Annotated in this window: 23 protein-coding genes; 9 read left to right on the top strand and 14 right to left on the bottom strand. The window is 65.0% G+C overall.

Features of this window, described 5'->3' with window-relative positions; translation table 11 throughout:
* Window positions 1-2: 2 nt before the first annotated feature.
* Both fdhD and AC0L3P_RS04780 read left to right on the top strand, forming a co-directional pair.
* Window positions 3-830, top strand: a complete 828-nt coding sequence (gene fdhD / locus AC0L3P_RS04775) for a formate dehydrogenase accessory sulfurtransferase FdhD (protein WP_354056146.1) — start codon at window positions 3-5, stop codon at window positions 828-830.
* A complete protein-coding gene (locus AC0L3P_RS04780) occupies window positions 820-1053 on the top strand; it encodes a formate dehydrogenase subunit delta (protein WP_275167731.1) in 234 nt (77 codons plus the stop codon). The genes fdhD and AC0L3P_RS04780 overlap by 11 nt, the downstream gene beginning before the upstream one ends.
* On the opposite strand, the gene AC0L3P_RS04785 is transcribed toward AC0L3P_RS04780, so the two are convergent.
* From AC0L3P_RS04785 to AC0L3P_RS04845, 13 genes are all read right to left on the bottom strand, one after another.
* A complete protein-coding gene (locus AC0L3P_RS04785) occupies window positions 1010-3997 on the bottom strand; it encodes a bifunctional [glutamine synthetase] adenylyltransferase/[glutamine synthetase]-adenylyl-L-tyrosine phosphorylase (protein WP_473301129.1) in 2988 nt (995 codons plus the stop codon). The two genes, AC0L3P_RS04780 and AC0L3P_RS04785, sit on opposite strands and share 44 nt — an antisense overlap.
* Entirely contained in the window at window positions 3994-5454 is a 1461-nt protein-coding gene (locus AC0L3P_RS04790) for a sensor histidine kinase (RefSeq protein WP_473301130.1), read from the bottom strand. The genes AC0L3P_RS04785 and AC0L3P_RS04790 overlap by 4 nt, the downstream gene beginning before the upstream one ends.
* Entirely contained in the window at window positions 5438-6118 is a 681-nt protein-coding gene (locus AC0L3P_RS04795) for a response regulator transcription factor (RefSeq protein WP_035969420.1), read from the bottom strand. The genes AC0L3P_RS04790 and AC0L3P_RS04795 overlap by 17 nt, the downstream gene beginning before the upstream one ends.
* Before the next feature lie 295 nt (window positions 6119-6413).
* Window positions 6414-7997 carry a Do family serine endopeptidase gene (locus AC0L3P_RS04800; protein ID WP_473301131.1) on the bottom strand — a complete coding sequence of 528 codons (1584 nt, stop codon included), beginning with the start codon at window positions 7995-7997 and terminating at the stop codon, window positions 6414-6416.
* A 228-nt stretch (window positions 7998-8225) separates the two neighbouring features.
* The gene (locus AC0L3P_RS04805) at window positions 8226-8708 is read right to left on the bottom strand and encodes a cytochrome c-type biogenesis protein (RefSeq protein ID WP_275167736.1); all 483 of its coding nucleotides are present in this window, start codon (window positions 8706-8708) and stop codon (window positions 8226-8228) included.
* A gap of 4 nt (window positions 8709-8712) precedes the next feature.
* On the bottom strand, window positions 8713-10695 hold the full coding sequence (locus AC0L3P_RS04810) for a heme lyase CcmF/NrfE family subunit (protein ID WP_473301132.1): 1983 nt from the start codon (window positions 10693-10695) through the stop codon (window positions 8713-8715).
* Entirely contained in the window at window positions 10692-11201 is a 510-nt protein-coding gene (ccmE, locus tag AC0L3P_RS04815) for a cytochrome c maturation protein CcmE (protein ID WP_473301133.1), read from the bottom strand. The genes AC0L3P_RS04810 and ccmE overlap by 4 nt, the downstream gene beginning before the upstream one ends.
* A gap of 37 nt (window positions 11202-11238) precedes the next feature.
* Entirely contained in the window at window positions 11239-12354 is a 1116-nt protein-coding gene (ccmI, locus tag AC0L3P_RS04820) for a c-type cytochrome biogenesis protein CcmI (protein ID WP_354056159.1), read from the bottom strand.
* 131 nt (window positions 12355-12485) lie between these two features.
* Window positions 12486-12755: a hypothetical protein gene (locus AC0L3P_RS04825; RefSeq protein WP_354057503.1), complete on the bottom strand. Its 270-nt coding sequence runs from the start codon at window positions 12753-12755 to the stop codon at window positions 12486-12488.
* Window positions 12756-12854: 99 nt separating this feature from the next.
* On the bottom strand, window positions 12855-14255 hold the full coding sequence (locus AC0L3P_RS04830) for a hypothetical protein (protein WP_473301134.1): 1401 nt from the start codon (window positions 14253-14255) through the stop codon (window positions 12855-12857).
* Window positions 14256-14414: 159 nt separating this feature from the next.
* Window positions 14415-15791, bottom strand: coding sequence for an ATP-binding protein (locus tag AC0L3P_RS04835; protein WP_473301135.1), 1377 nt, complete (start codon window positions 15789-15791; stop codon window positions 14415-14417).
* Between the two features lie 121 nt (window positions 15792-15912).
* The gene (locus AC0L3P_RS04840; protein ID WP_247349962.1) at window positions 15913-16584 is read right to left on the bottom strand and encodes a response regulator transcription factor; all 672 of its coding nucleotides are present in this window, start codon (window positions 16582-16584) and stop codon (window positions 15913-15915) included.
* A 230-nt stretch (window positions 16585-16814) separates the two neighbouring features.
* Entirely contained in the window at window positions 16815-16970 is a 156-nt protein-coding gene (locus AC0L3P_RS04845; RefSeq protein ID WP_007593402.1) for a hypothetical protein, read from the bottom strand.
* A gap of 234 nt (window positions 16971-17204) precedes the next feature.
* Between AC0L3P_RS04845 and ku the strand changes: the two genes are divergently transcribed.
* The 7 genes from ku to AC0L3P_RS04880 all read left to right on the top strand — a co-directional run bounded on the left by ku (window position 17205) and on the right by AC0L3P_RS04880 (window position 22801).
* The gene (gene ku, locus AC0L3P_RS04850; RefSeq protein ID WP_473301136.1) at window positions 17205-18188 is read left to right on the top strand and encodes a non-homologous end joining protein Ku; all 984 of its coding nucleotides are present in this window, start codon (window positions 17205-17207) and stop codon (window positions 18186-18188) included.
* A gap of 58 nt (window positions 18189-18246) precedes the next feature.
* Window positions 18247-18483 carry a hypothetical protein gene (locus AC0L3P_RS04855; protein ID WP_354206767.1) on the top strand — a complete coding sequence of 79 codons (237 nt, stop codon included), beginning with the start codon at window positions 18247-18249 and terminating at the stop codon, window positions 18481-18483.
* 172 nt (window positions 18484-18655) lie between these two features.
* Window positions 18656-18838, top strand: coding sequence for a hypothetical protein (locus AC0L3P_RS04860; protein WP_354206769.1), 183 nt, complete (start codon window positions 18656-18658; stop codon window positions 18836-18838).
* Between the two features lie 190 nt (window positions 18839-19028).
* The gene (locus tag AC0L3P_RS04865; protein WP_275167744.1) at window positions 19029-19193 is read left to right on the top strand and encodes a Flp family type IVb pilin; all 165 of its coding nucleotides are present in this window, start codon (window positions 19029-19031) and stop codon (window positions 19191-19193) included.
* A gap of 181 nt (window positions 19194-19374) precedes the next feature.
* On the top strand, window positions 19375-20937 hold the full coding sequence (locus AC0L3P_RS04870) for a hypothetical protein (RefSeq protein ID WP_473301137.1): 1563 nt from the start codon (window positions 19375-19377) through the stop codon (window positions 20935-20937).
* 176 nt (window positions 20938-21113) lie between these two features.
* Window positions 21114-22109, top strand: coding sequence for a glycosyltransferase family 2 protein (locus tag AC0L3P_RS04875; protein WP_473301138.1), 996 nt, complete (start codon window positions 21114-21116; stop codon window positions 22107-22109).
* An 8-nt stretch (window positions 22110-22117) separates the two neighbouring features.
* Window positions 22118-22801: a class I SAM-dependent methyltransferase gene (locus tag AC0L3P_RS04880; RefSeq protein WP_473301139.1), complete on the top strand. Its 684-nt coding sequence runs from the start codon at window positions 22118-22120 to the stop codon at window positions 22799-22801.
* 1 nt (window position 22802) lies between these two features.
* On the opposite strand, the gene AC0L3P_RS04885 is transcribed toward AC0L3P_RS04880, so the two are convergent.
* A complete protein-coding gene (locus AC0L3P_RS04885) occupies window positions 22803-24248 on the bottom strand; it encodes a hypothetical protein (RefSeq protein ID WP_473301140.1) in 1446 nt (481 codons plus the stop codon).
* Between the last annotated feature and the right edge of the window lie 10 nt (window positions 24249-24258).

The following is a 24258-nucleotide window of genomic DNA, read 5'->3' on the forward strand; positions in this document are numbered from 1 at the left end:
GCATGCACGTGCCGGTCCAGGCTATCGACCGTGAGATCTGGCGCGACGGTGTCGCGTCCGAAGGAGCGCGGCTGATCCCGGAGGAGACGCCGCTGGCGCTGACCTACAATGGCGGCACCTACGCCGTCATGATGGGAACGCCGCAGAACCTCGAGGATTTTGCGGTTGGCTTCAGCCTGGATGAAGGCATCATCAAATCGGTCGATGACATCAAGTCACTCGAGGTGGTCCGCCTAGACGAGGGCATCGAGCTGCGCATGTGGCTTGCGTCGGAAGATGCCGCGCGCATCAGCGAGCGTCGCCGCCACATCGCCGGCCCGACCGGCTGCGGCATTTGCGGCATCGACTCGATCGCGGAGGCCGTGCGCCCTGCCGCTGTCGTGCCGCACGGGCACAGCTTCACGCCGCAACAGATCATGACTGCGATGCAGGCCATCGCCCCGCTGCAATCGATCAACATGCAGACGCGCGCGGTTCACGCCGCGGCGTTCTGGTCGCCATCGCATGGCATTGTGGCGCTCCGCGAGGACGTCGGCCGCCACAACGCGCTCGATAAGCTTGCCGGCTCTCTGGCGCGGAGCCGGACGGACGCAAGCGCCGGCATGGTCCTGCTGACAAGTCGTGTCTCGGTCGAGATGGTGCAGAAGACCGCCGCCATCGGCGCGCCGGTGATGGTCGCCGTCTCCGCGCCGACCGCACTTGCGGTGCGCACCGCGGAGGCCGCCGGCATCACGCTGATTGCCATTGCCCGCCAGGACGGGTTCGAAGTATTTTCGCATGGCGGCCGGGTTGTCGCCCGTCATGCCACGGAGGTTGCCGATGTCGCCTGACCGCCTGATCTACATGGCCAACCAGATCGGCACGTTCTTCCGGAGTCAGGGTCACGACAAGGCCGTGCCGGGGATCGCCGACCACATCAAGAAGTTCTGGGATCCGCGGATGAAGCGCGCGATCTTCGCCCATCTCGACGCCGGCGGCGCGGGCCTCGAGCCGAACGTGCTTGAGGCACTCACTTCGCTGAAGCCGACGACGTCCCTTCCAGCAGCGCCCTGAAGACGCGGCGCACCTCGCTCTGCGTCTCCTTCACGCGCGCCTCCAGCGAGGAGAAATGCGGCGCATCGCCCGCGCGTGCCATCACGCGCAGGAGGTCGGTGCCCGCGGTTTCCGGCTTGAACCGATCGTTGACGCAGAGCCGCAGGATCTGCGTCAAATCGTGATAGAGCCGCGCTGCGGCACGCAATATCTCGGTCTCCGATTGTGCGAGCACGCCGAGCCTGCATGCATTTTCCAGCACCTGCGTCGTGGCGACGTCGAGAATCTCCGGTTTCTCGTGAGCATGCACGAGCTGGAGATATTGCGCGATGAAGTCGATGTCGACCATGCCGCCGGCCGCATATTTGAGGTCCCAGCAATCAGCTTCGCCCTTCTCCTGGGCGATCGCACGCCGCATATCGGCAACATCGTTGGCGGTGATTCCGGCGTCGCGGCGGCGGGTCAGGACATCGCGGATGACGCGCTCGATCCGTTGCCGGAATTCGGGCGAACCCGACACGACGCGCGCGCGCGTCAGCGCCATGTGCTCCCAGGTCCAGGCCTCGTTTGCCTGGTAGTCCGCGAACGAGACGAGGCTCGAGGCCACGGGGCCGGCACGTCCCGAGGGGCGCAGCCGCATGTCGATCTCGTAGAGCACCCCGTAATTGGTGCGCGTCGTGAACGCGCTGATCAGGCGCTGGGTGAAGCGCGCGAAATAGTGAGCACCTTGCAATGACTTCGCACCGTCGGAGTCCGGATTGTCGCTGTCGAAATCGTAAAGCAGGATCAGGTCGAGATCGGACGACGCGGTCATCTCGCGGCTACCGAGCCGGCCCATCGCGATGATCGCGGTCTCCTGGCCCCTGATCCGGCCGTGCTGGGCGGCGAAGCGGTCGGCGACGAGACCATGCACGGTATGCACGATGCCCTCGGCGACGTCGGCAAATGCGGTGCTCGCCTGCTGCGCCGAGACCGTGCCCGAGAGAATTCGCGTACCGATCAGGAACAGGCTCTCCTGCCCGAAGAGGCGCAGGCGGTCGAGAAACTCTTCGTAAGAGCCGGCGTCCTGCACTGTACTCGCGAGCCGCCCCGACAATTCCTGCCGGTCGGGCATGGCGCCGAAGAAGCGCGGATCGATCAGGCCGTCCATGAGCTGCGGCTGCCGCGCCAGCATCTCGCCGAGCCGGGGCGCCGCGCCCAGCACCAGGGCCACGAGCGCGACGAGATCGCGGTTCTGACCGAGCAGCGTGATCAGCCGGCCGCCGCGCTGGAGCGCCCCAAGGAAATGGTCGAACGCCACGACGGCCCGATCCGGCTCCTCGGCATGAGCGAGACCGTCGATCAGGGCCGGCACGAACTCGACGAATGCGTTGCGCGTCGCCTCGACGCGGAAGACGCGGTACTCGCCAGTGATCCAGTCGCGCACGGTCTGCGCGACGGCGGCAGGCTTCTTGAAGCCTAGCGTCGCCAGATGCTGAAGCAGCCGCGGATCGTCGGGACCCGCACTGTAGTCGAGCGCCGGAAGCTTGGCCGTGCCGGTCGGATCGTCGCCCTCGAAAAGTTTTTCGTAGTGGCCCTGGACGATCTCGAGCTGGCGTAAAAGGTCGCGGGCAAAGGCCTCGCGATCCGGATAGCCGAAGAACCAGGCGAAACGCTCGACCGCCTCCTTATCCTCGGGCAGCGTGTGGGTCTGCTCGTCGGCGATCATCTGGAGGCGATGCTCGACCCGGCGCAGGAATTGGTACGCCGTGGTCAGTTCGTCACGCGCCGCAAATGTGATCCAGTTGCTGGAAGCGAGCACGCCAAGCGCGGCGAGCGTCGGCCGCACGCGCAACTCGGGATGTCGCCCCCCGGCGATCAATTGCTGGGTCTGGGCGAAGAACTCGATCTCGCGGATTCCGCCGCGCCCGACCTTCACGTTATGCCCTTCGACCGCAACCTCGCTCTGGCCGCGATAGGTCTGCATCTGTCGCTTCATGTCGTGAACGTCGGCAAGCGCGGCGAAGTCGAGATGCTTGCGCCAGACGAAGGGCGCGATCTCCGCGAGCAGCGCTTTACCCGCCTTGGGATCGCCGGCGCAGGCTCGCGCCTTGATCATCGCGGCGCGCTCCCAGGTACGCCCTTCCCGCTCATAATAGTTCAGCGCGGCGTCGCGCGAAATCGCCACCTGCGTCGAGGACGGATCGGGACGCAGGCGCAGATCGACGCGGAAGACGTAGCCGTCATAGGTGCGCTGCTGGAGAATGCGTGCCATCCCCTGCGTCACCCTCACGAAGAATGGCTGGGGTTCGATATCCGCGGCCAGCGTCGTATGGTCGGGATCGAAGAACACGATGAGATCGATGTCGCTGGAATAGTTCAGCTCGCCTGCGCCCATCTTGCCCATCGCAAGCACGATCAGCCCGCAGCCCTCCTCCGGCGCCTCGGGATTGGACGGCAAGAGCTTGCCACGTGCGGCTTCCTGCCGCAGGAGGTATTGAAGCGCCGCCCGCACCGAGGACACCGCGACATCGGTGAGCGCTGCGGTCACCCGCATCACCGGCCAGACCCCGCCGATGTCGCACAGTGCGATCAGGAGCGCGGCCTCCGCCTTCATGCGGCGAAGCAGCCGCATCACCTCGGCTTCATCGGATGCCGCGAGCACGGCGCCGTTCGCCTCCGCGACCAGCGCGGCGAGATGCGCATCCGGATCGGATTCCAGCAGCCGGATCAGGCGCTGTGGATCAGCGCGCACCAGTTCGAACAGATAAGGCGAGAATTCCGCGATGCCGGCCAGGATGTCCCGCGCGAAGGGATGAGCCAACAGCGCTTCAAGACGGGTGAATTGCGCGGGCTCGAGCTCGGCCAGCCAGCTTTCAAAACGTCCTTGGTCGGTGACGGAAGCGGCAATATGGGGAGCCTCCGCGAACCGTGCGGCAAGTCTCTCACCATGCTTGTCCGCGTTTCCCGGCGCGGAATGGTTCATGCCACCTTCTGTGGCACATCCTGCATTGGCGGAGCAACCCTGTCGCCGGCCCCCGCGCGCGCCGGCAGCACCAGCGTGGCGACAAGCCCGGGCTGGGCGTCACCCAGCCTCAACTCGCCGCCGTGCAATGTCGCGACCGCGGAGGCGAGACTGAGGCCGAGGCCGGATCCAGGCAGCGTGCGGCTGGCTTCCAGCCGCACAAATCGTTCCACCACATGCTTGCGGTCGGCTTCGGGGATGCCGGGACCGCGATCGGTGACGCTGAGAAGCACCTGCTCGCCCTCGCGCCTCGATTCGATCGTGATCTGCCTGCCCTCCATGCTGACCACAGTTCCCGCCGGCTGCGCGGCCGGCTTGCCGTATTTGATCGCATTCTCGACAAGATTGGCGAGAGCCTGGCTGATCAATTCGCGGTTGGCGTGAACCGGCGTCGGCTCGCACCTGACCTTCAAGGTCATGCCGTCGTCTTCAGCCAGCGGCTCGTAGAGCTCGTGAATACCGTTGGCGACGTCGGCGGCGTCGAAATCATCCATGTTGCCGCGCGCCTGCCCTGACTCGGCGCGCGCGATCATCAGAAGCGCGTTGAAGGTGCGGATCAGCCCGTCGGATTCCTCGATGGTCCGTTCCAGCGCGGCGCGGTAATCTCCCTCGCCGCCCGATTTCGCCAGCGCCTCCTCGGCGCGGTTACGCAAGCGCGTCAGCGGCGTCTTGAGGTCATGGGCGATATTGTCGGAGACCTCCTTCAATCCCGCCATCAACGCTTCGATACGCTCCAGCATGGCGTTGAGATTTTCGGCGAGGCGGTCGAGCTCGTCGCCGCTACGCCCCACCGGCAGGCGTTCGCTGAGATCGCCGGTCATGATGCGATGGGCCGTGCCACTCATCGCATCGATGCGCCTGAGCACCCTGCGCGCCACGAAGATGCCGCCGCCCAGGCCGAGCACCACGACGATCAGGATCGACCATTGCGCGGCCTTCGCCACGATGCCGAACAGCCGTCGCCGCTCGGCCAGATCGCGTCCGATCAGAAGCCGGAAGCCGTTTTCCAATTCGGTGACGCGAACGAGCGCAAGATGGTCTCGATCATCGGCATCCTCGATCCGCCGGTAGGCGGTCTCGGACCAGCCGCGCGTCGCCATCACGCCGGGCGCCAGCGAGCCGACATTGCCGGCGATCGACTGGCCCGTCGGCGTCGTCACCAGATAGAGGTTGGCGCCCGGCCGCAACGCCCGGTACTCGATCGCGAGCACGAGAGCACGCAAGCCGCGGCGGCCGTAGATCTCGTTGATCTCCGACGTCTCGGCATTGACCGTCTGCGTGATTTCCTCGGTGATCAGCCGCCGCGTATTCCAGGCGAAATAGGCCAGCAGCGAGGCCGCGAACATCGCGAACAACAGCAGATAGACCAGCGTCAGCCGGAATGCCGTGGTGCGGACGAGTTTACCGAATGCCGTCACGGATCATATATCCCGCGCCGCGAATGGTGTGCAGCAGCGGCCGCTCAAAACCCTTGTCGATCTTGGAGCGCAGCCGCGAAATGTGCACGTCGATCACGTTGGTCTGCGGATCGAAATGATAGTCCCAGACGTTCTCCAGCAGCATGGTCCGGGTCACCACCTGGCCCGCATGCTTCATCAAATATTCGAGCAGGCGGAATTCGCGCGGCTGCAGCGTCAACTCGTCCTTGCCGCGCGCAACGCGGTGGGAGAGCCGGTCGAGTTCGAGATCGCCGACGCGGTACAGCGTGTCCTCGGCCGGACCGCCGCGACGGCGCGACAGCACTTCGACCCGGGCCAACAGCTCGGCGAAGGAATAGGGTTTTGGCAGATAGTCGTCGCCGCCGGCGCGCAGGCCCTTGATGCGGTCGTCGACCTGGCCGAGCGCGGAGAGAATTAGCACCGGCGTCGAATCGTCCTTGTCGCGGAGCGCGCCGATCACCGACAGGCCGTCGCGCTTGGGCAGCATGCGGTCGACCACCAGCACGTCGTAATCGCCGTTCTCGGCCATGGCGAGGCCTTCCTCACCGTCCGCGGCGTGGTCGGCAATGTGCCCGACCTCGCGAAACGCCTTCACGAGGTAGTCGGCGGATTCGCGGTCGTCTTCGATGATGAGGAGGCGCATCGTGCGTTCGGCAACGGTCAAGGGAGTGAACCTTCTCTAAACATGGCGCGAGCGGCAATCGCATGCAAGCCGAGTGAGAGACTCTGGCATCGAGAAAAAGGCGGGCGGTGAAGCTGGGGGGACTTCACCGCCCTAGGCCTTCCGACGGAGGGGGGCGTATTCCACCGGAAGGTAGACAGGGGAAGCAAACGTTGCGCTGCTCCCCCGAAGGGCGCCGTCGGCGGGGGCGACTGATGCCGGCGACACCCTTCATCTCGGAGGCCTCCTGAGGCCGAGCCCTTGGGTCAGCCCTTGGTTAACCCTTTGCGATGGGCACGGCGACGAAGCGCGACTGGCCGCCGCTCTTCACCCGCATCAGGACGCTGTTCTTGTTGTCGGTCCGCGCCGTGTTGATGGCGTCGCGGACTTCGCCGGCGGTGCTTACGCTCTTGCCGCCGACTTCGAGAATCACGTCACCTTCCTTGAAGCCGCGTTCGGCAGCCGCGCTCTTCGGATCGACTTCGGTGATCACGACGCCTTCCTTGCCGGCGCCGGCCACGGAATCGGCGGGCGCGACGGTCATGCCGAGCTTGGGCACGTCGGTGCCGCGGCTCGCACCCTTGCCGCTGTCCTTGTCGATGTCGGCCTTGGCCTCGATCGTGTTCGGCAGCTGGCCGAGAGTAAGGTTCACGACCTTGTCCTGGCCCTTGTGCAGCACGTTGAGCTTCACGGTCGCGCCGGGCGCCAGGCCGCCAATGGTACGGGCGAGCTCGCGTGCGTCCTTGACCGGTTCGCCGTTGACCGACGTGATCACGTCACCGGACTCGATGCCGGCCTTGGCCGCCGGACCATTCGCCTGCGGCTCTGCAACCAGCGCACCTTCGGCCTTCTTCATGCCGAGGCTGTCGGCGATGTCGGATGTCACCGGCTGAATCTGCACGCCGATCCAGCCGCGGCTGACCGAGCCCTTGTCCTTGAGCTGCGCCACCACGCTCTTCACGGTGCTCGCGGGAATCGAGAACGCGATGCCGACGCTGCCGCCGGAAGGCGAGTAGATCGCGGTGTTGACGCCCATCACCTCACCGTTGGTGTCGAAAGCGGGACCGCCGGAATTGCCCTTGTTCACGGGCGCGTCGATCTGGATGAAATCGTCATAGGGGCCGTTGCCGATGTCGCGGCCGCTGGCCGAAACGATGCCGGCAGTCACGGTGCCGCCGAGGCCGAACGGGTTGCCGACCGCGAGCACCCAGTCGCCGATCCGCGGCTTGCCGTCGGCAAGCTTCGCGAACGGGAAGTTCGAGCTGCCCTCGACCTTGATCAGGGCGAGGTCGGTGCGCTGGTCGGTGCCGATCACCTTGGCGGTGTAGGTCTTGCCGTCGTCGGTGGTGACTTCGACCTTGTCGGCGCCGTCGACCACGTGGTTGTTGGTCACGGCAAAGCCATCAGCCGAGATGAAGAAGCCGGAGCCCTGGCCCTGCACGACGCGGCCACGACCGCCACCACCCTTCAGGCCCGGCATGCCATCCGGACCGCCGAAACGGCGGAAGAACCGCTCCATCGGCGAGCCCGGCTGGAACGGCGACTGCGCGTCATCGCCGTCATCGTTGCTCGCGGTCTTCTCCTTCATGTTGACCTTCACCGAAATCACCGAGGGCTTCACGCGCTCGACCACATCGGCGAAACCGACGGGACGTTCGACCTTGCGGACCTCGTTGTTGACCTGTGCATGCGCCGGGCTCGAGAACAGGTCGGCCGGCGAGGTCGACGTGCCGAAGCCGTAGACGGCGGCGCCGAGGCCGGCGACGACCGAGGCCATCAGCGCGATCTTGCGGGCCGAGAAAACGGACCGGCGGGGCTGCCGGTAGGACGGAAGGTTCGAGAGGTCGGAACGGTCGGTCATGCAGAGATCTCCAGGGCCTTGAAATCCATTTGGTACCTGACGGCGGCACCTTACGGACCTGAAGATGGGGGCTGCCGCCTTACCGTGCGCTGGCGGCGGGGTTAAACTTTTGTAATGAACGCGTGTGCGGCTGCGGCAGTTTATCGCGGCCGAAAATCGCGAACCTGCAGGAACTTAACGAAGTTCCAGGGATGCCCGCGCAGCGCCAGCTTTGATGCAGCGACGTAGCTAACGCGATGTGGCCTCGTCCGACATCAATGCGGCGAGACGCGCCTCTTCCTCGGGCGTGAGCGGCGGAGCTGGGACATCTGCACCATTTCGCGAGCGCCGGCGGATTTGCAGCCACAGCGCCAAGCCACCGCCAATCAGCAGCAGCGGCGCGAGCAGCCACAGCAGCACGTTCTGGCGCTCGAAGCGCGGCTTGAGCAGCACGAACTCGCCGTAGCGCGCGACCAGGAAATCGAGCACTTGCGAATTGCTGTCGCCGGCCGCGATACGCTCGCGCACCAGGAGCCGCAAATCGCGCGCGAGCGGCGCATCGGAATCGTCGATCGACTGGTTCTGGCAGACCATGCAGCGCAGCTCGCGCGACAAGTCGCGTGCACGCGACTCCTTCGCAGGGTCCGACATGATCTCGTCAGGCTGCACGGCATGCGCCGCAGGCAAGGCCAGCAGCATCAGCGCGACGAACGCGGCCATCATCCGGCGCATCGGTTCACTCCGCCGGCTGCAGGCGCTGCTTGGCCCGCGCCGGCTTCGGCGCACCCACCCGCAGGCGCCGATCCGACAGCGACAGCACGCCGCCGAACGCCATCAGCACAGGTCCCCACCAGATCAGCAGCACCAGCGGCTTGTGATAGATGCGCACGGCAATGGCGCCCTCGGCAGTGGCGTCGCCGAGTGAGATGTAGAGCTGGCTGGCGCCGCGCGTCAGCAGCGCGGCCTCCGTGGTCGAGGAGCCCCGGGTGGTGAAGCTACGCTTTGACGGCGTCATCACGCTGAGCTTCTCGCCGTCACTGCTGACGTTGAATTCGGCGATCATTTCGTGGAAGTTCGGCCCTTGACGCTGGAACAAGCCCTCGAGCTTCACGTCGTAACCGGCGACATGGGCGACGTCGTTTTGTTTCATGGTCGCGATATATTCGCTGTTCCAGGTGGTCTCGCAGACGATTCCGATCAGCGCGACGCCGAGGCCGGCATGCGCAAAAGCGGAGCCCCAGGCCGAGCGCGGCAGGCCGCGGGCGCGGTGCAGTGCCGTTGCGAAAGGTAACCGCACGAGGCCGGTCCGCTCGACGATATCAGTGACGGCACCGGCGATGACGAAGACGCCAAGCCCGATCGCGAGCGGCGCCAGCGCGCTCCCACCGAGCACCCAGCCCCAGACCATGGCGGCGGCGACAAGCCCGGCAACGCCTGCCGCGAGCAGACGCTGGGTGACGCCGAGCAGATCGCCGCGTTTCCATGCCAGCATCGGCCCGAACGGTACGGCGAGCAGCAACAGCGTGAACAGCGGAGCGAAGGTGAGGTTGTAGAACGGCGCGCCGACCGACATCTTGAAATCGGCGAGCATCTCCATCGCCAGCGGATAGAGCGTGCCGAACAGCACCACCGCGCAGGCGACCGTGAGCAGCAAATTGTTCAGCACCAGCGCACCCTCGCGCGAGATCGGCGCAAACAGGCCGCCCTGCTTCAACGACGTCGCGCGGCCCGCGAACAGTGACAGGCTGCCCCCGATGAACAGGCAAAGAATCAGGAGAATGAACACGCCGCGGGTTGGATCGGTCGCGAAGGCATGCACCGAGGTGATGACCCCCGAGCGCACCAGGAAGGTGCCGAGCAGCGATAGCGAGAAGGTCAGGATCGACAAGAGGATGGTCCAGACCTTCAGCGCGTTGCGCTTCTCCATCACCAGAGCCGAATGCAGCAGCGCGGTGCCGGCAAGCCACGGCATCAGCGAGGCGTTCTCGACCGGGTCCCAGAACCACCAGCCACCCCAACCCAGTTCGTAATAGGCCCAGTACGAGCCCATGGCGATACCGAGGGTCAGGAAGATCCAGGCGACCAGCGTCCACGGCCGCACCCAGCGCGCCCAGGCGGCGTCGATCCGCCCCTCCAGCAGCGCCGCGATCGCGAAGGAGAACGAGATCGAGAAGCCGACATAGCCGAGATAAAGCATTGGCGGATGCACGGCGAGACCGATGTCCTGAAGCACCGGATTGAGATCGCGTCCCTCGATCGGCGGGTTTGCGATGCGCAGGAACGGGTTGGAGGTCACCAGGATGAAGAGATAGAAGGCGCTGGCGATCCACGCCTGTACGGCCAGCACATGCGCGCGCAGCGACAGCGGCAGATTGTTGCCGAAGGCCGCGACCAATCCGCCGAACAGCGCGAGGATCGACACCCACAAGAGCATCGAGCCTTCATGGTTTCCCCACACGCCGGTGATCTTGTAGAGCAGCGGCTTCGTGGAATGGGAATTCTCGTAGACGTTGGCAACCGAGAAATCCGAAGCTACGTGCAGCATCACTAGCGCGATGAACGACGCACCGACGAACAGGAGCTGCGCCAGCGCAGTGGAGCGCGCCACATTCATCAGCGCGTCATCGCGCAGCCGCGCCCCGATCAGGGGCACGATGGACTGAATCAATGCCAGTCCGAGCGCCAGCACCAGCGCATAATGTCCCGATTCCGCGATCACCGAACTGCTCCCTGCGGATTGCCCTGTGCGGTCGTAGCCGCGGGCTTGACGCCATCTGAAGCCTTGGCGCCGTAGTCATCCTTCCAGTGCCCCTGCTTCTTCAGGGCATCCGCGACGTCCTTGGGCATGTAGGTTTCGTCGTGCTTGGCGAGCACGGTGTCGGCCTTGAACACGCCATCGGCGTCGAGCGCGCCCTCGGCGACGACGCCCTGCCCTTCCCGGAACAGATCAGGCAAAATGCCCTTGAAGGCGACTGGAAGCTTTGCGCCGCCGTCGGCGACTTCGAAGGTCACTACGAGATTGGCGCCGCGCTGGAGCGAGCCGGGCTGCACCAGGCCGCCGAGGCGAAACCGCTTGCCGGGCGCGACGTGCTTCTCGGCGACCATGGTCGGCGTCGAGAAAAACACGATGGAGTCGCGCAGGGCGTTGAGCACCAGCGCGGCCGCGAGCGCGAGCACGGCAAGCGAGCCGCCGATGATGGTCATACGTCGCTGCTTGCGCGTCATGGCGTATCCATTCCCTGCCCGTCTCGTCCTGACGTCGTCATCCGTCGAGCCCGAGTGTCTTGAGGCCTTCATCGAGCTGGCGCAACCGCGCTGCATCATTGGCAACCGCCTGGCGGGCATCGGTCGATGCCCCCACCGCCTTGTCGCGATCACCCATCACGAGATAGGCGCGCACCAGGCGCAGCCAACCCTCGACGTCGTCGCCGTTCTGCTTGAGGCGCGTGGCGAGCCGTTCGACCATGCCGCGAACCATCGCGTTGCGATCGCCCTCTTTCATGTCCTTGGAAGCTGCGAGCGTCTCATCCGACAGCGCCGGCATCGTAGCGCCACCGCCGCCGACCCGCGCGAGCGAGGTCTGCACCAGAGGGCGCCAGGGCGCATCCGCCGGCGCTTTCGCCAGCAGCGCGCGCCAGATATTGGCGGCATCGTCCTTGCGGCCGTCCTGCTCGGCGGCGAGACCGAGAAAATAATTCGCCTTGGGGTCGTCGGCGCTGAGCGCGTGCGCGCGCTCGAACTCGGCCTTGGCTTCGGCGGTCACGACGCCGCCGGCGGCGGCCGACATCGCTTCGCCGAGATCGGACCGGCGCTCCGCGCTCTCGCCATTATAGGTGAGCGAGTTGCGATAGGCGCGCACCGCGTCGTCGAAGCGACCAAGCCGTTCCAGCACGGGCGCGATCACGTTCCAGCCGCGGCCGTCGGTCGGATTCTTTTCCAGATGTTGCTCGACCTGCACGACCAGATTCTCGAGCGACTGCGCCATGCCGGACCCGGATCCGCGCTCCCGCTGCGCCAGCGGAAAGTCCTGAAGCCTGGGCGAGCCGAGCGGCACATAGACACCAATCGCAACCAGCGGCAGGCCGGCGAGCGCCAGCACGGCCGCCGCTCGGCGCCATTTGACGCTGGATTTCGGCGCCGTTGCTTGCTCGCTGCCGGCCGCGGCGAGCAACCTGCGGCTGACCTCGACGCGCGCGGCCTCGGCTTCGGGCGCTGCGATCAGCCCTGCGGCAAGATCACGCTCGATCTCGGCGAGTTGGTCCTTGTAGACCGCGACCTCGCTGCCCTGATTTTGCGCGCGTCCGCTACGGCCGAGCGGCAAAAGCACGGCGAAGATCGCCGCGACCGTCATCAGCGCGAACACGAACCATAGCGTCATCTGGCAAGCTTCCGGCGGCGCGCAAGCCGCGCCCACAGGTGGCTTTACACCACGGCCGGATGATGCGGCAATTGACAATTGTCAATTCGGCGCGACCGCGCACAGTCCCGAAATGGTGAAAATCCAACGACTTAGCCGATCTCGAAGTCCGCACTTTGAGCGGCGTCCTCGCCATGCCCGTTGAAGGCCTTCAGGAAGTATGTTCCCGGCTCGATTGCATCGGGCAATCTGATGCGCAACGCCCCGACGGGAACGGGCGATGCTACCCTGGTGACGGTCTCAGGAAACTGGCGACCGCTTGCCTTCTCGACCAGCACCACCTTCGCGCCGACCATCAGCCTTTGATATTTGGCAACGACGACGCGATTCTCGATTTCGATGGAACTGATAACGGATTTCATGCGCCCACAGATAGAAATATCAAGAATTTGCACGGCGACCGTAGGGCCGGCCACCGACACCGTCAACCTGAAATTGTGATCACAAAATATGTGCCTGGATCAGCTCGCGCGCGACGATTTGCGCTCGCCCGTGGCCGCGTTCTCCGCGGCGCGGCTCATCAGCGAGGCATAATCATCGCCGAACAGCACCTGGCAGAAGCGGATCGCGGCCTGCACCTGCTGCTGCCGATAGGTGCGGACCTTGTGATCGGCGCCACGCAGCGACTGCACCAGCTGCTCGGTCGAACGCTCGACATATTGCTGGAGGTCGGAATAGGTGCGCAGCGTCACCTCGTTGATCGCAAGCTCGCTCGCATAATTGCGACAGGTCGCGACGAAATCGATCAGTGCCACGGCTTCCTCGACCTCGGTGCTGTCGATCCGCGCGCCCGGCGGAATGTCCTTCTCGGCGCGCTGGCGCAGGATGCGGCGGACGCGGCCGGGCACACTGTCGATCTCGGATTGCAGCGCGTTGGAGATGTCGGCCCGGATCGAGGTCAACTGCTTGCCCCAGGCGGAATCGTTGCGCAGGTCGAGCTCGGTACGCAGGCCTCGGACGCCGTCGTGCAGCGTCTTGAGATTGCCGGCGACATTGTCGAAATGGCCGCGCTTGATGTCCATGCGCAGGATGGCGGCCACGCAGGACAGATCATGCAGCGCCATCGTGACGGCGACGCCATAGGGCGTTGCCGCGACACGGATCTCGTCGTCGGACGCGGCAATCTTGATGGCGAGGCGGATGATCTGCCATGGCGCGGTCATCCGCTGCGTGACGATGGAGAGCGCGAAGGGCAGCATCTGCGGCGTCTGGAGGACGGGAATGTTGAGCGCGGCAGTCACTGAGGCGATCTGGGCATCGCTGAAGGCGCGCAAAGAGCGCGGCAGCTTCTCGTTCAAGGCGGCGATGGCGTCGCGGACCGCGAGCACCGCCCCGGTCGAATAGAGATCCTCGATCACGTTGGGCGGACCGACGCGGGCGAGCGCACGCGATTTGTCACCCCCGCCCGGCCCCGTTAGCTCGAAGATGGCATCCGCGGCGACCGCCTGGAGCTTCGAGGCCAGCGCTTCGACCTGCCCTGCACTGTCGGCCGGCATGCGCGCTAGCGCCACCTCGAATTCGCTCAGCTTGGCCGGAGCACCGTCGCGGCCGAGCCATTGCCAGATCGGAGCCAGCGAAGAGCGGCGGATCTGCCCGGCCCGGATCGGGGCGCCCGCTTCGACCAGGAATGGTTCCAGCACCTGGAACAGTAGCCGCGACAGATCGTCCGTACGCGGCGGTGGGGCCGCGTCGGCTTCCGTCTTGCGGACGATCTTGCGCAGTTGGTCGAGCACGAGCGTTGCCACGGCCGTGTCCTGGCCACGCTCGAGCGCGCGCTCGAACTCCCGCATCAGCAGCGCCTGCGCCTGCGGCGGGAGCTGCGCGAGATATTCCCTCAGCCGCTCGATCGATGTCTGGCTCATGCGCCCGGGTAATGAACGGTAAAATGGCGGACGTGGGATCCGTCCTGCCCGATCATAGGTGGGCCCACTTAAGAAGCCGTTTAGGAAGTCGCTCCGAATACCCCGGGTTTCGTCCGGATCGACGTGCCGCAGGCCAAATAGTCATGTCGGAACAAGGCATTATATTCCGGGGAGGACCAGCTCCGCCCGCAGCCCCCCGGTCGGCGCGCGGCCAAGTGAGAGGCTGCCGCCGTAGAGCGCAGCGAGCTCGGTCACGATCGACAGCCCAAGCCCAGATCCCGGCTTGGACTCGTCGAGCCGCTGGCCGCGCCGTGAGACCTGCGCGCGCTCGGCCTCCGACAGGCCGCGGCCGTCGTCGTCGACGACGATATGCAGCCGCGGACCGGCGCTCGTCTGATGGGGCGCTTCCACTAGAACTTCGATGAAGACCCGCGAGGCCGCCCATTTGCAGGCGTTGTCGACGAGATTGCCGACCATCTCCTCCAGATCCTGCCGCTCGCCGCGAAATTTCGCCGACGGATCGGCCTCGGCCTCGACCACGATGCCGCGGCCGCGGTGGATCTTCTCCATGGTCCGCCGCAGTGCCTCGATGGCCGGTGCAACCTCCGTCACCGTCGCGACGACCGAGACCCGCGCCGCGATGCGCGCGCGCTCGAGATGATGGGCGACCTGGTCGCGCATCACGTCGGCCTGCTCCATCACCTTTGCCGCGAACGGATCGGTGGCATGCGCGCCGGCCTCGTTCACGATGACCGAGAGCGGCGTCTTGATGGCGTGGGCGAGATTTCCGACATGGGTGCGGGCGCGCTCGACGATCTCGCGATTGGCGTCGATCAGCGCGTTGGTCTCGCGCGCCAGCGGCGCGATCTCGACCGGGAACTCGCCCTCGAGCCGCTCCGCCCGCCCGGACCGGATGTCGGCGATGGATTCGGAGATGCGCTTGAGCGGCGCGAGGCCGAAGCGGACCTGGAACACGGTGGTCAGCAGCAGCACGATGCCGAGTGCGGTGAAGGTGCCGCCGAGGTAGTAATCGAAACTGCGCGTCTCGTCGAAAATCTCGGTATCGTCGCCGGCGACACTGACGAGAAATTTGCCGTCCGCGCCAAGATCGACCGGCCGCTCCACCATCCGCAGGTTCTGTCCCTCGGGACCGTCGACATAAGCGATCCGGATGCCGGCGGCGGTGAGCTCGGTGCCCTGCTCTTCCAGCTTCGGCAGCTTCTTGTCCCAAAGCGAGCGCGAGGACCGCACCTCCGGCTTTTCGGTGTCGGTCCGCGTGATCTGCCAATACCAGCCGGACAACGGCAGCTCGAACAGAGGCTCGCCGAGCGACTGGAACTGGCGGTCCGGCGGCTCGTCGGGGGTGGCGACCTCCGCTATCAACGTGCGGAGATAGAGATTGAGCCGGCGGTCGAAGGCGCGCTCGGTGGCGTTCTTGTAGACCGACGACAGCACCACGCCGGTGATGGCCAGGATCACCACGAGCCACGCGGTCGCCGACAGGAACAGGCGGTTCGCGAGCGAGCTGGCGGGCATCGGAATGATCCCGGAGGCGCGGGGTGGCATGGCGTCGGAACTCATGACCCGAACAAGGCCTCTGCCGGGCCGCCCGTCAAGCCAAGATACGTCCAGACAAGATAGTTCGAGACACCGCGCTTCAAGCGCCAGGGGCCGGCGGGGTCAGGAGATAGCCGAGGCCACGGACGGTCTGGATGATGTCGACGTCGAGCTTCTTGCGGATGCGGCCGACGAAGACCTCGATGGTGTTGGAGTCGCGATCGAAGTCCTGGTCGTAGAGATGCTCGACCAGCTCGGTGCGGGACACGACGCGGCCCGAATGGTGCATCAGGTAGGCGAGAAGCCGATATTCGTGCGAGGTCATCTTGATGGGATTGCCTGATACGCTGACCCGTCCGGTCCTGGTGTCGAGCGTGACGGGGCCGCAGCTCAGCTCGCTCTGGGCATGGCCGGTGGAGCGGCGCAGCAGCGCGCGGATGCGCGCCAGCACCTCCTCCAGGTGGAACGGCTTTGCGACATAATCGTCGGCGCCGGCATCGAAGCCCTGGACCTTGTCGCTCCAGCGGTCGCGCGCGGTGAGGATCAGCACCGGCATGGTGCGGCCGTTGCGCCGCCAGGCTTCCAGCACCGAGATGCCGTCCTTCTTCGGCAGGCCGATGTCGAGCACCACGGCGTCGTAGGGCTCGTTGTCACCGAGATAATGCCCCTCCTCCCCGTCGAAGGCGCGATCGACGACATATCCGGCGTCGGTCAGCGCCTTGGTAAGCTGGCGATTGAGATCGGGGTCGTCCTCAACGACGAGCAGGCGCACGCTTCTCTCCAGGATTAGGCCGCATGAACACCCGCACAGATGAGCAATTCCGGCGTGAACTGAATATGAACACGGGGAACCGGCCGCGTTACTTTTTGGTCATATCCGACCTGTTCGCGGTCAACGCACTGCGCCCGCCAGGCCATCGGACGAACCGGCGGCATGGCGGGCGCAATGTGCCGCGTTACGCGGCGAGTCGGAAGGTGCGAACCGTCCGGTCGATCTGCCGATCAGGTCCGGAAGAACACGAACCAGATGACGGCGAGGATCAGGATCGCGAGCCCGGTGGATATGGCGAGCAGCGCCGCCACCGACGGCCCGGGCTCGCCCTGGCGCGCCTCGGTTGGAGTTTCCACGATCTGACGTTGGTCTCGCGTGGTTGCCATGGTGACCTCAATTTCTGGGCGTCGCGTCGGATGGCCGCGACTCCTCGCGGCGGAATGTCCCGTGGCAACGCATGATGGGATATGATGTTCCGGCCTTTGCGGCCGGATCAGGCTGCAACCGCGCGCCGGGCGGCCGGTTAACGCAGTTGCAAGATTCAGCGAACCGCCTTGCTATGATTCGTTGTTCCCCGATGGTATCTTCGTGTTCTGTCCCCGTTGCGTTTGGAGTAGCCCATGGCCCCCCGCGCCAATTGGAAGGGTTTTCTGCGTTTGTCGCTCGTGACCTGCCCGGTCGCGCTCTATCCGGCCACTTCGGATACCGAGAAGGTCTCGTTCAACCAGATCAACCGCAAGACCGGGCACCGGATCAAGTACCTCAAGGTCGACGCCGAGACCGGTGACGAGGTGACCTCGGAGGACATCGTCAAGGGCTACAAGGTCGACACAGACACCTATATCGAGGTCACCAAGGACGAGCTCGACGACATCGCGCTGGAGTCCACCCACACGATCGAGATCGACGAGTTCGTACCGAAGACCGACATCGACAGTCGCTATCTGATCCGCCCCTATTATCTCGTGCCCGATGGCAAGGTCGGCCACGACGCCTTTGCGGTGATCCGCGAGACGATCCGGAGCATGGACAAGGTCGCGATCGGCCGCGTGGTGCTGACCAACCGCGAGCACATCATCGCGCTGGAGTCGCTCGGGAGCGGCCTGATGGGGACGCTGCTGCGCTACCCCTATGAGGTGCGCGGCGAGAAGGACTATTTCGACGACATCCAGGACGTGAAGCTGACCAAGGACATGCTCGACCTTGCAAAGCACATCGTCGAGAAGAAGTCCGGCGCGTTCGAGCCCGAGCTGTTCGAGGACCATTACGAGACCGCGCTGATCGACCTCATCAACAAGAAGCGCAGCGGCGCGCCCATCACCGCGAAAGCCGCGCCCAAGACCGGCGGCAACGTCATCAACCTCATGGACGCGCTGAAGAAGAGCATCGCGAACGAGAAGGACGCAGGCCCCGCGGCGAAGGTGGCCAGGGATGCGACCAAGGACACGGTCAAGGGCAAGAAGGCGAAGAAGCGCGTCGAAGGCCAGCGCGAGATGCTGCTGCCGATTGCCGGCAAGGGCGGCAAGGACGTTGCTGCGAAAGCCGCTCCCAAAAAGGCCGACAAGCCGGTGCGCGCGCAGGCGCGGGCGAAGAAGGCCGGCTAGCAGCATCGCACCAGCGGCTACGCCGTGATGCCTCCCCTCGCCGATCGGCCGACCTGACATGCCCTGGTCGACCGCGTTCGACGAACCCATTTCGTTAAGTGGCGGGCGCAAGCTGCGGACGCTGCAAGAAGCTGCCGATCACATCATGCGACTGCCCGAGGATACGCAGCACGCGAGCCACTGGCAGATCGCGATCGAAACCCTGATCAACGCAGCCGAGACCGGCGGCGGCTGGATGATGTTCGCCCGCATCGCGGTGTTACGGGCGCTGAATGCGGACGGTCGGCGCAAGTGAGCCCGGCGCCCCGCTCGAGAACAGGCTCAACAATCCGTTAAGCCAAGCCCGCGCTTTCAGCGTCCACCTGCGGCCGGCGGCGGCACGTAATCCTACGGAAGACAAAATTAACCGCCGGTACCCGCTCAGCGCAGCATGCTCGCCCCTGATTAGACTCGGGATTCACAGCCTCGTGCAGCAGCAGGACGCCAGAAAAAACTACATCGGCATCGTCAACGACGCGGCCGAGGAAGAAAGCCCCGCCGGCCGCTCCGCGCGGGCGCAGCCGTGGGCGATGAGCTATCTGGTCGGACGCCTGGCAGCAGTGCTGAAACGCCCCGGCAAGGCCGCGCCGGAACGCCAGATCTCGTCCTGAGACGCGATGACGACATCGCCAAATGCGTCCGAATTGGGTGACGAAACCTTAAGTCAATCGATGACACCATATCAAACGGCAGGTGAGGACCATCCACCTGCGTTTTGACGCGCCCACGAAAATTAGTGAATCAATTTACCATTCCGAAAACGGCACCAGCCTAAGTTGGACGGATGAACAGGAGTTGACGATGACTTTGCTCAAGTCATTTCTTGCCGATGAAAATGGTGCCACTGCCATCGAGTATTGTCTGATTGCCACCGGGATCGCGTTTGCGATCATCGCGGCCGTGAACAATACGGGCAGCGCACTCCTGAGCGGCAAATTCAACTCGATCAGCGCGGCGGTGAAGTAGCCGGCATAGGCAGGCCGCAATCTCGTCAGCACGAGTCCGCGTGCAACGCGCCGGGTGACGGGCTCCTCTTTCCGATGCGGCGGCGACCCCTGTTTGATTCTCGCGAAGTTCGCATTATGGCGTTGTGTCGTGCGGCTGCGCCATCGTAGAGCGTAAGCTCAAACTGCAGCGGCCCGATGACATGATTCCTTCCGACAAGCCGACCTCGACAATCCGGGCTCGTCTTGGCTCGGACCGGTCGGTGGCGATCACCGTTCTTGCCGTGCTGGCGGCCGTGTCGTTTCTTCCGGTGCTGCTGACGCCTATCCCCGCGATGGTCGACTATCCCAATCACCTCGCCCGGATGTATATTCTGAGCGAGAACGGCACCCCCAACGCCAATCCGCATTACGAAGTGGCCTGGGCATTCTATCCCAACCTTGGAATGGATCTGCTGGTCCCGCAGATGGCACGGCTGATCAGCGTCGAGAGCGCCACACGGCTGTTTCTGCTCCTGAGCCAATTGCTAATCGTCGGGGGCGCGCTTTTGCTCGAATGGGCCCGGAAGGGACGGGTCCATCTCGCCGGCTTTGCGGCGCTCGCTTTCCTTTACTGTCTGCCGTTCAGCTGGGGCTTTGTGAATTTCGAGTTCGGACTGGGCCTCGCTCTCTGCGGCATCGCCATCTATCTGACGCTCGCGGAACGCCCATGGCCACTGCGTTTCGTCGTCAACATGGTGTTCGTCGCTGCGCTGTTTACGGCGCATTTCTTCTCCCTCGGCATCTATGGCGCGACGCTCGGGCTCTACGAGCTCTCGCGCATCCGCCATGGGCGAATTTCGTACGGGGTCGCCGCCGCGCGGCTCGGCGCGTTGGCCATACCGGCGCTTGCCCTGTTTGGGATTATGCGCATGACCGCGGGATCGATCGGAAGCGAAGGAACGAGCTGGTTCCTCGAATTCAAGCCGATCTGGCCGTTGCGCATCATGAACGGTTACAATCTGACGGTCGCGGCGGCGACCGGGCTGGCGTTGATGATCGCGCTGTTTTTCACCGCAAGACGCGGCGTCCTCAAGCTCGAAGCAGCCGGGATCTGGCTCGCGATCGGCTTCGCGTTGCTCTACGTCGTCATTCCCTCGAAGCTGTTCGGAACCTCGTTCGTCGACCTTCGCGTGATCCCCGCTGCGGCTCTGATCCTGCCGGCCTTCTGCTCGCTGACGCTGCCCAGCCGGACATGGAGAATGGCAGCGCTCGCCGCGATCAGTGGCGTCATACTGATCAATCTCGCCGTCGTGCTCGCGGTGTGGTTGCCTTACCGCACCGACTATGCGGCCATCGTCGCGTCGTTCCACAAGATCGATCGCGGCTCGCGCATTCTCGTCGCCAGCACGGACGACAATGGAGACCCGCCCTTCGCCGACCTCACCTCTTATCCGATGTATTATGCGCCTACGCTCGCCGTGCACTATGCCAACGCGTTCGTGCCCAATCTATTCACGGAAGCGGGCAAGCAGCCCGTGCGGGCCCGCGAGGATGTGCGCCGTCTTGCCATTCCCTACGGGGGGCCGGTGCCGCTGGGCGTGCTGACCGCGATTGCGGCAAGCCGGTCGCCGGCTGGCGTTCCGCCGTTCGTCCGCACTTGGCACCAGGATTACGACTATCTCTACGTCCTCGGGCCGCGGGTCGCAAACCCGCTGCCGGATCTGCTCGAAGCGCTGGACACCTCGGAGCGATTTGTTCTCTACAAGATACGCCGTAAGTCCTAAGTCGCAAGTCCTGGGCCAAAGCCGCGGCTGCCCAGCGTGGTTAATCGGGCATCACCATCCGCGCCGACTCAATGGAAGCCACCCCCGGTCCCCCATATCCTTAATGGTTGTGGCAAGGCGACCTTAACCACCGCCGGCATAGACTTCCGCTCCTGCAACGAGTTGGACTCTCTCGCATGGCGGCCAATTTCCAGTCGATCCGCTACAGCCTCGTCATCCCCGTGTTCAACGAGGAAGCCGTGCTGCCGGTGCTGCTGCGCAGGCTCGACCTGGTCTTGTCCCAGCTCGACGGGCCGGCAGAGGCGATCTTCGTCGACGACGGCAGCAGCGATTCCAGTTCGATCGTGCTACAGGCGCTCGCCACGCGCGACCCGCGCTTTCGCTATATCGGCCTGTCGCGAAATTTCGGGCATCAGATCGCCATCACCGCCGGCATGGACGCCGCGCAAGGTGAAGCGATCATTGTCATGGATGCCGATTTGCAGGATCCGCCCGAAGTGATCGAGCAATTGATCGCAAAATGGCAGGAAGGCAACGACATCGTCCACGCCCGCCGCCTGTCGCGCGACGGCGAAAGCCGATTCAAGCGCGCGACTGCGCATCTGTTCTACCGGCTCCTCGGCAGGATGTCCTCGGTCGGCATCCCCGCCGATGTCGGCGACTTCCGCCTGATCGATCGCAAGGTGCTCGACGCGCTTCGGCAGATGCCGGAGCAGGACCGCTTCGTACGCGGCATGATCGCATGGCTCGGCTTCCGGCAGGCCGAGGTCACCTTCCACCGCCTCGAGCGTGCAGCGGGCGAGACCAAATATCCGCTGTTCAAGATGGTGCGGCTCGCGATGAACGCCGCGCTCGGCTTTTCCGATCTGCCCTTGCGGCTCGCAATCTGGTGCGGATTGACGGTCTCGGGACTCGCACTGCTCTACGGCGGTTGGGTGATCCTGTTGTGGCTCAGCAACGATAGTCATCTCGTCACCGGCTGGTCCTCGACGATGGTCGTCGTGTCCCTGCTGTGTGGAATGAACATGCTGATGACGGGTATCGTGGGGCTTTACGTCGGCCGCATCCACGCCGAGGTGAAACGTCGCCCGCTCTACGTCGTGCAGACCCGCGCCGGCTTCGACCGCAACGAGGCGGCGGCCGCACCCGCGATCCACGCCGTCAACCAGTGACCCAGCGCATGACCGAACTCTTCGACGGTTATCACGACAACTACCGTGACGTGGTCCAATCCTCGATCGACTTCTCCGGCTTGCCGCATCATTTCTTCATGCGCGCCAAGGCCGATCTCCTGGGCAATCTGATCGCGCAGCGGCTCGACACGGAGAGGCCGGATATGCTGGACGTCGGCTGCGGCGTCGGCAGCCTTCATCCCCTGCTGCACGGCATGGTCGGCCGCTTGAGCGGTATCGACGTTTCTTCGGCCAGCCTGGCGCAGGCACGCGCTGACAACGGCAGGGTCGACTACCGCGAGTTTGACGGCCGCACCTTTCCTTTCGACAATGCCAGCTTCGATCTGGTCACGGCCGTCTGCGTGATGCACCACGTCGTGCCAACCGAATGGGCGCAATTCATCGCGGAGATGCGGCGCGTGACGCGTCCCGGGGGACTCGTCTGCGTCATCGAGCACAATCCGTACAATCCGCTGACGCGCCTTGCCGTCGCGCGGTGTGAGTTCGACCGGGACGCCGTGTTGCTCGGGGCCGGCACAATCCGAAAATTGATGGCTTCCGGCGGCCTGCACGAGATCGGTGCGCGCCACTTCCTGCTGCTGCCCTGGGACACAAGGCCGGCGCGGCGCCTCGAAGCGACCCTGAGCGGCGTGCCGCTCGGCGGCCAATACGCCGCCTTCGGGACCGCTTGATCTATCTTTGCGGCATGTCCCGCCGCTTGTGCACGACCGCCACGTCGTCGCTGTAGACGCGCTGCCATTGGGGCAGCCGGTCCAGCATCGCTATCGCGGGCGTCCCCGGCGCGAGCAGCGTCGCGCCGATGTTGTATTCGTCGAGCAATTTGAGAAAGTCGCCGAGATCGAGCAGCGCCAGGGCGCGATTGTAGCGGTTGATGAACGCTCCGCCGTACAGTTCACCGCGACCGTCGATAAAGGTGGGAATGCCGGCAAAGATCAAATAGCCGCCGAAGGAATAATCGTTGAGCACGTGTCCCGCCGTGGCGAGTTTGGCTTCAGCGATGGCAGCCTGAGGGGTAATGGCTGGAGCCGGCCGTATATCACGGGCCAGTGTCGCCCCGCTCGCCACGATCAACACACCGAGCGCGACCAGGTTCAGGCCGCGCGACGAGCCGGCGGCATCTTCCCCAACCGGTCCACCGAACTTCCCCCCCAGTGGAGCCGCCAGATAAAGCGGCGCCAGCATGGCCAGCAGATCCGCATTGCGGATCTGGGCCAGCGCGAAATGCAGCAAGCCGATCACGACCAGGGTCCGCACGACCGGCAGCGTCACGCCACGCGAGAGCGCAAAGATGCCGACCAGCAGCAGCAACTCGAAGAAGCCTATGTGGCTGAAATCCTGCGGCCGCCATTCCGCGATCCAACCGAGCGCGGGGCCGAGGCCGAGTGTGGTCAGCGGCATCAGCAGCGGTTCCGGCCCGTAGGGCGTCAGGCAGGACGCCGCGACCGCAAGCGCCGTGAATGGCAGCCACCGCAGGAATACGCGTGGCCATTCGCTGCGCTTCTCGCGCAGCAGCGCCTCGAGCCCCGCTGGCCCGATCAGTCCAAGCGCCAGCACCACACTGCCGTGCAGATTGGCCCACACGACCAGCAGCGGAAGAGCCCAATACGGCGGAGGTCCACCACGATCCATGCAGCGTACCAGGGCAGCCGCCCAGGTCACCATCAACGGCAGCACCAGCACGTGTGGCCGCGCCAGCATATGCGGCGCCAACAGGATGACGGCCGCGATCACCATGAGCAGCGTGTGGATTGGCGAAAGCTCGCGCAGCAGGAAGAACGTGAACAGGCCGAAGGCGAGTGCTATCGCCGCGGCGGCGACGACGAGGACGCCCTGCCAGCCGGCAAGCGCGTAAGCTCCGGCGTAGATGATCTCCGAGAGCCATTCGAAGGTGATCCAGGGGGCGCCGTACCTCGAAAAGGAAAATGGGTCGCTCGCCGGCAGCGTGCCGTGCGCGATGATCCAGCGCCCGACCTCGATATGAGAATAGCTGTCGGGATCATTGAGCAGCCGCGGTCCAAGGATCAGCAGCAGGACATAGACGCCAAGGCTCACCAGCCAAGGGAGCGCCGCACGCGCCGAAAACGGTTGAACCTCGCTGTGGACGACCTGGTCACTCATGGCGAGCGCA

It is taken from the genome of Bradyrhizobium sp. WSM4874 (assembly GCF_055811835.1).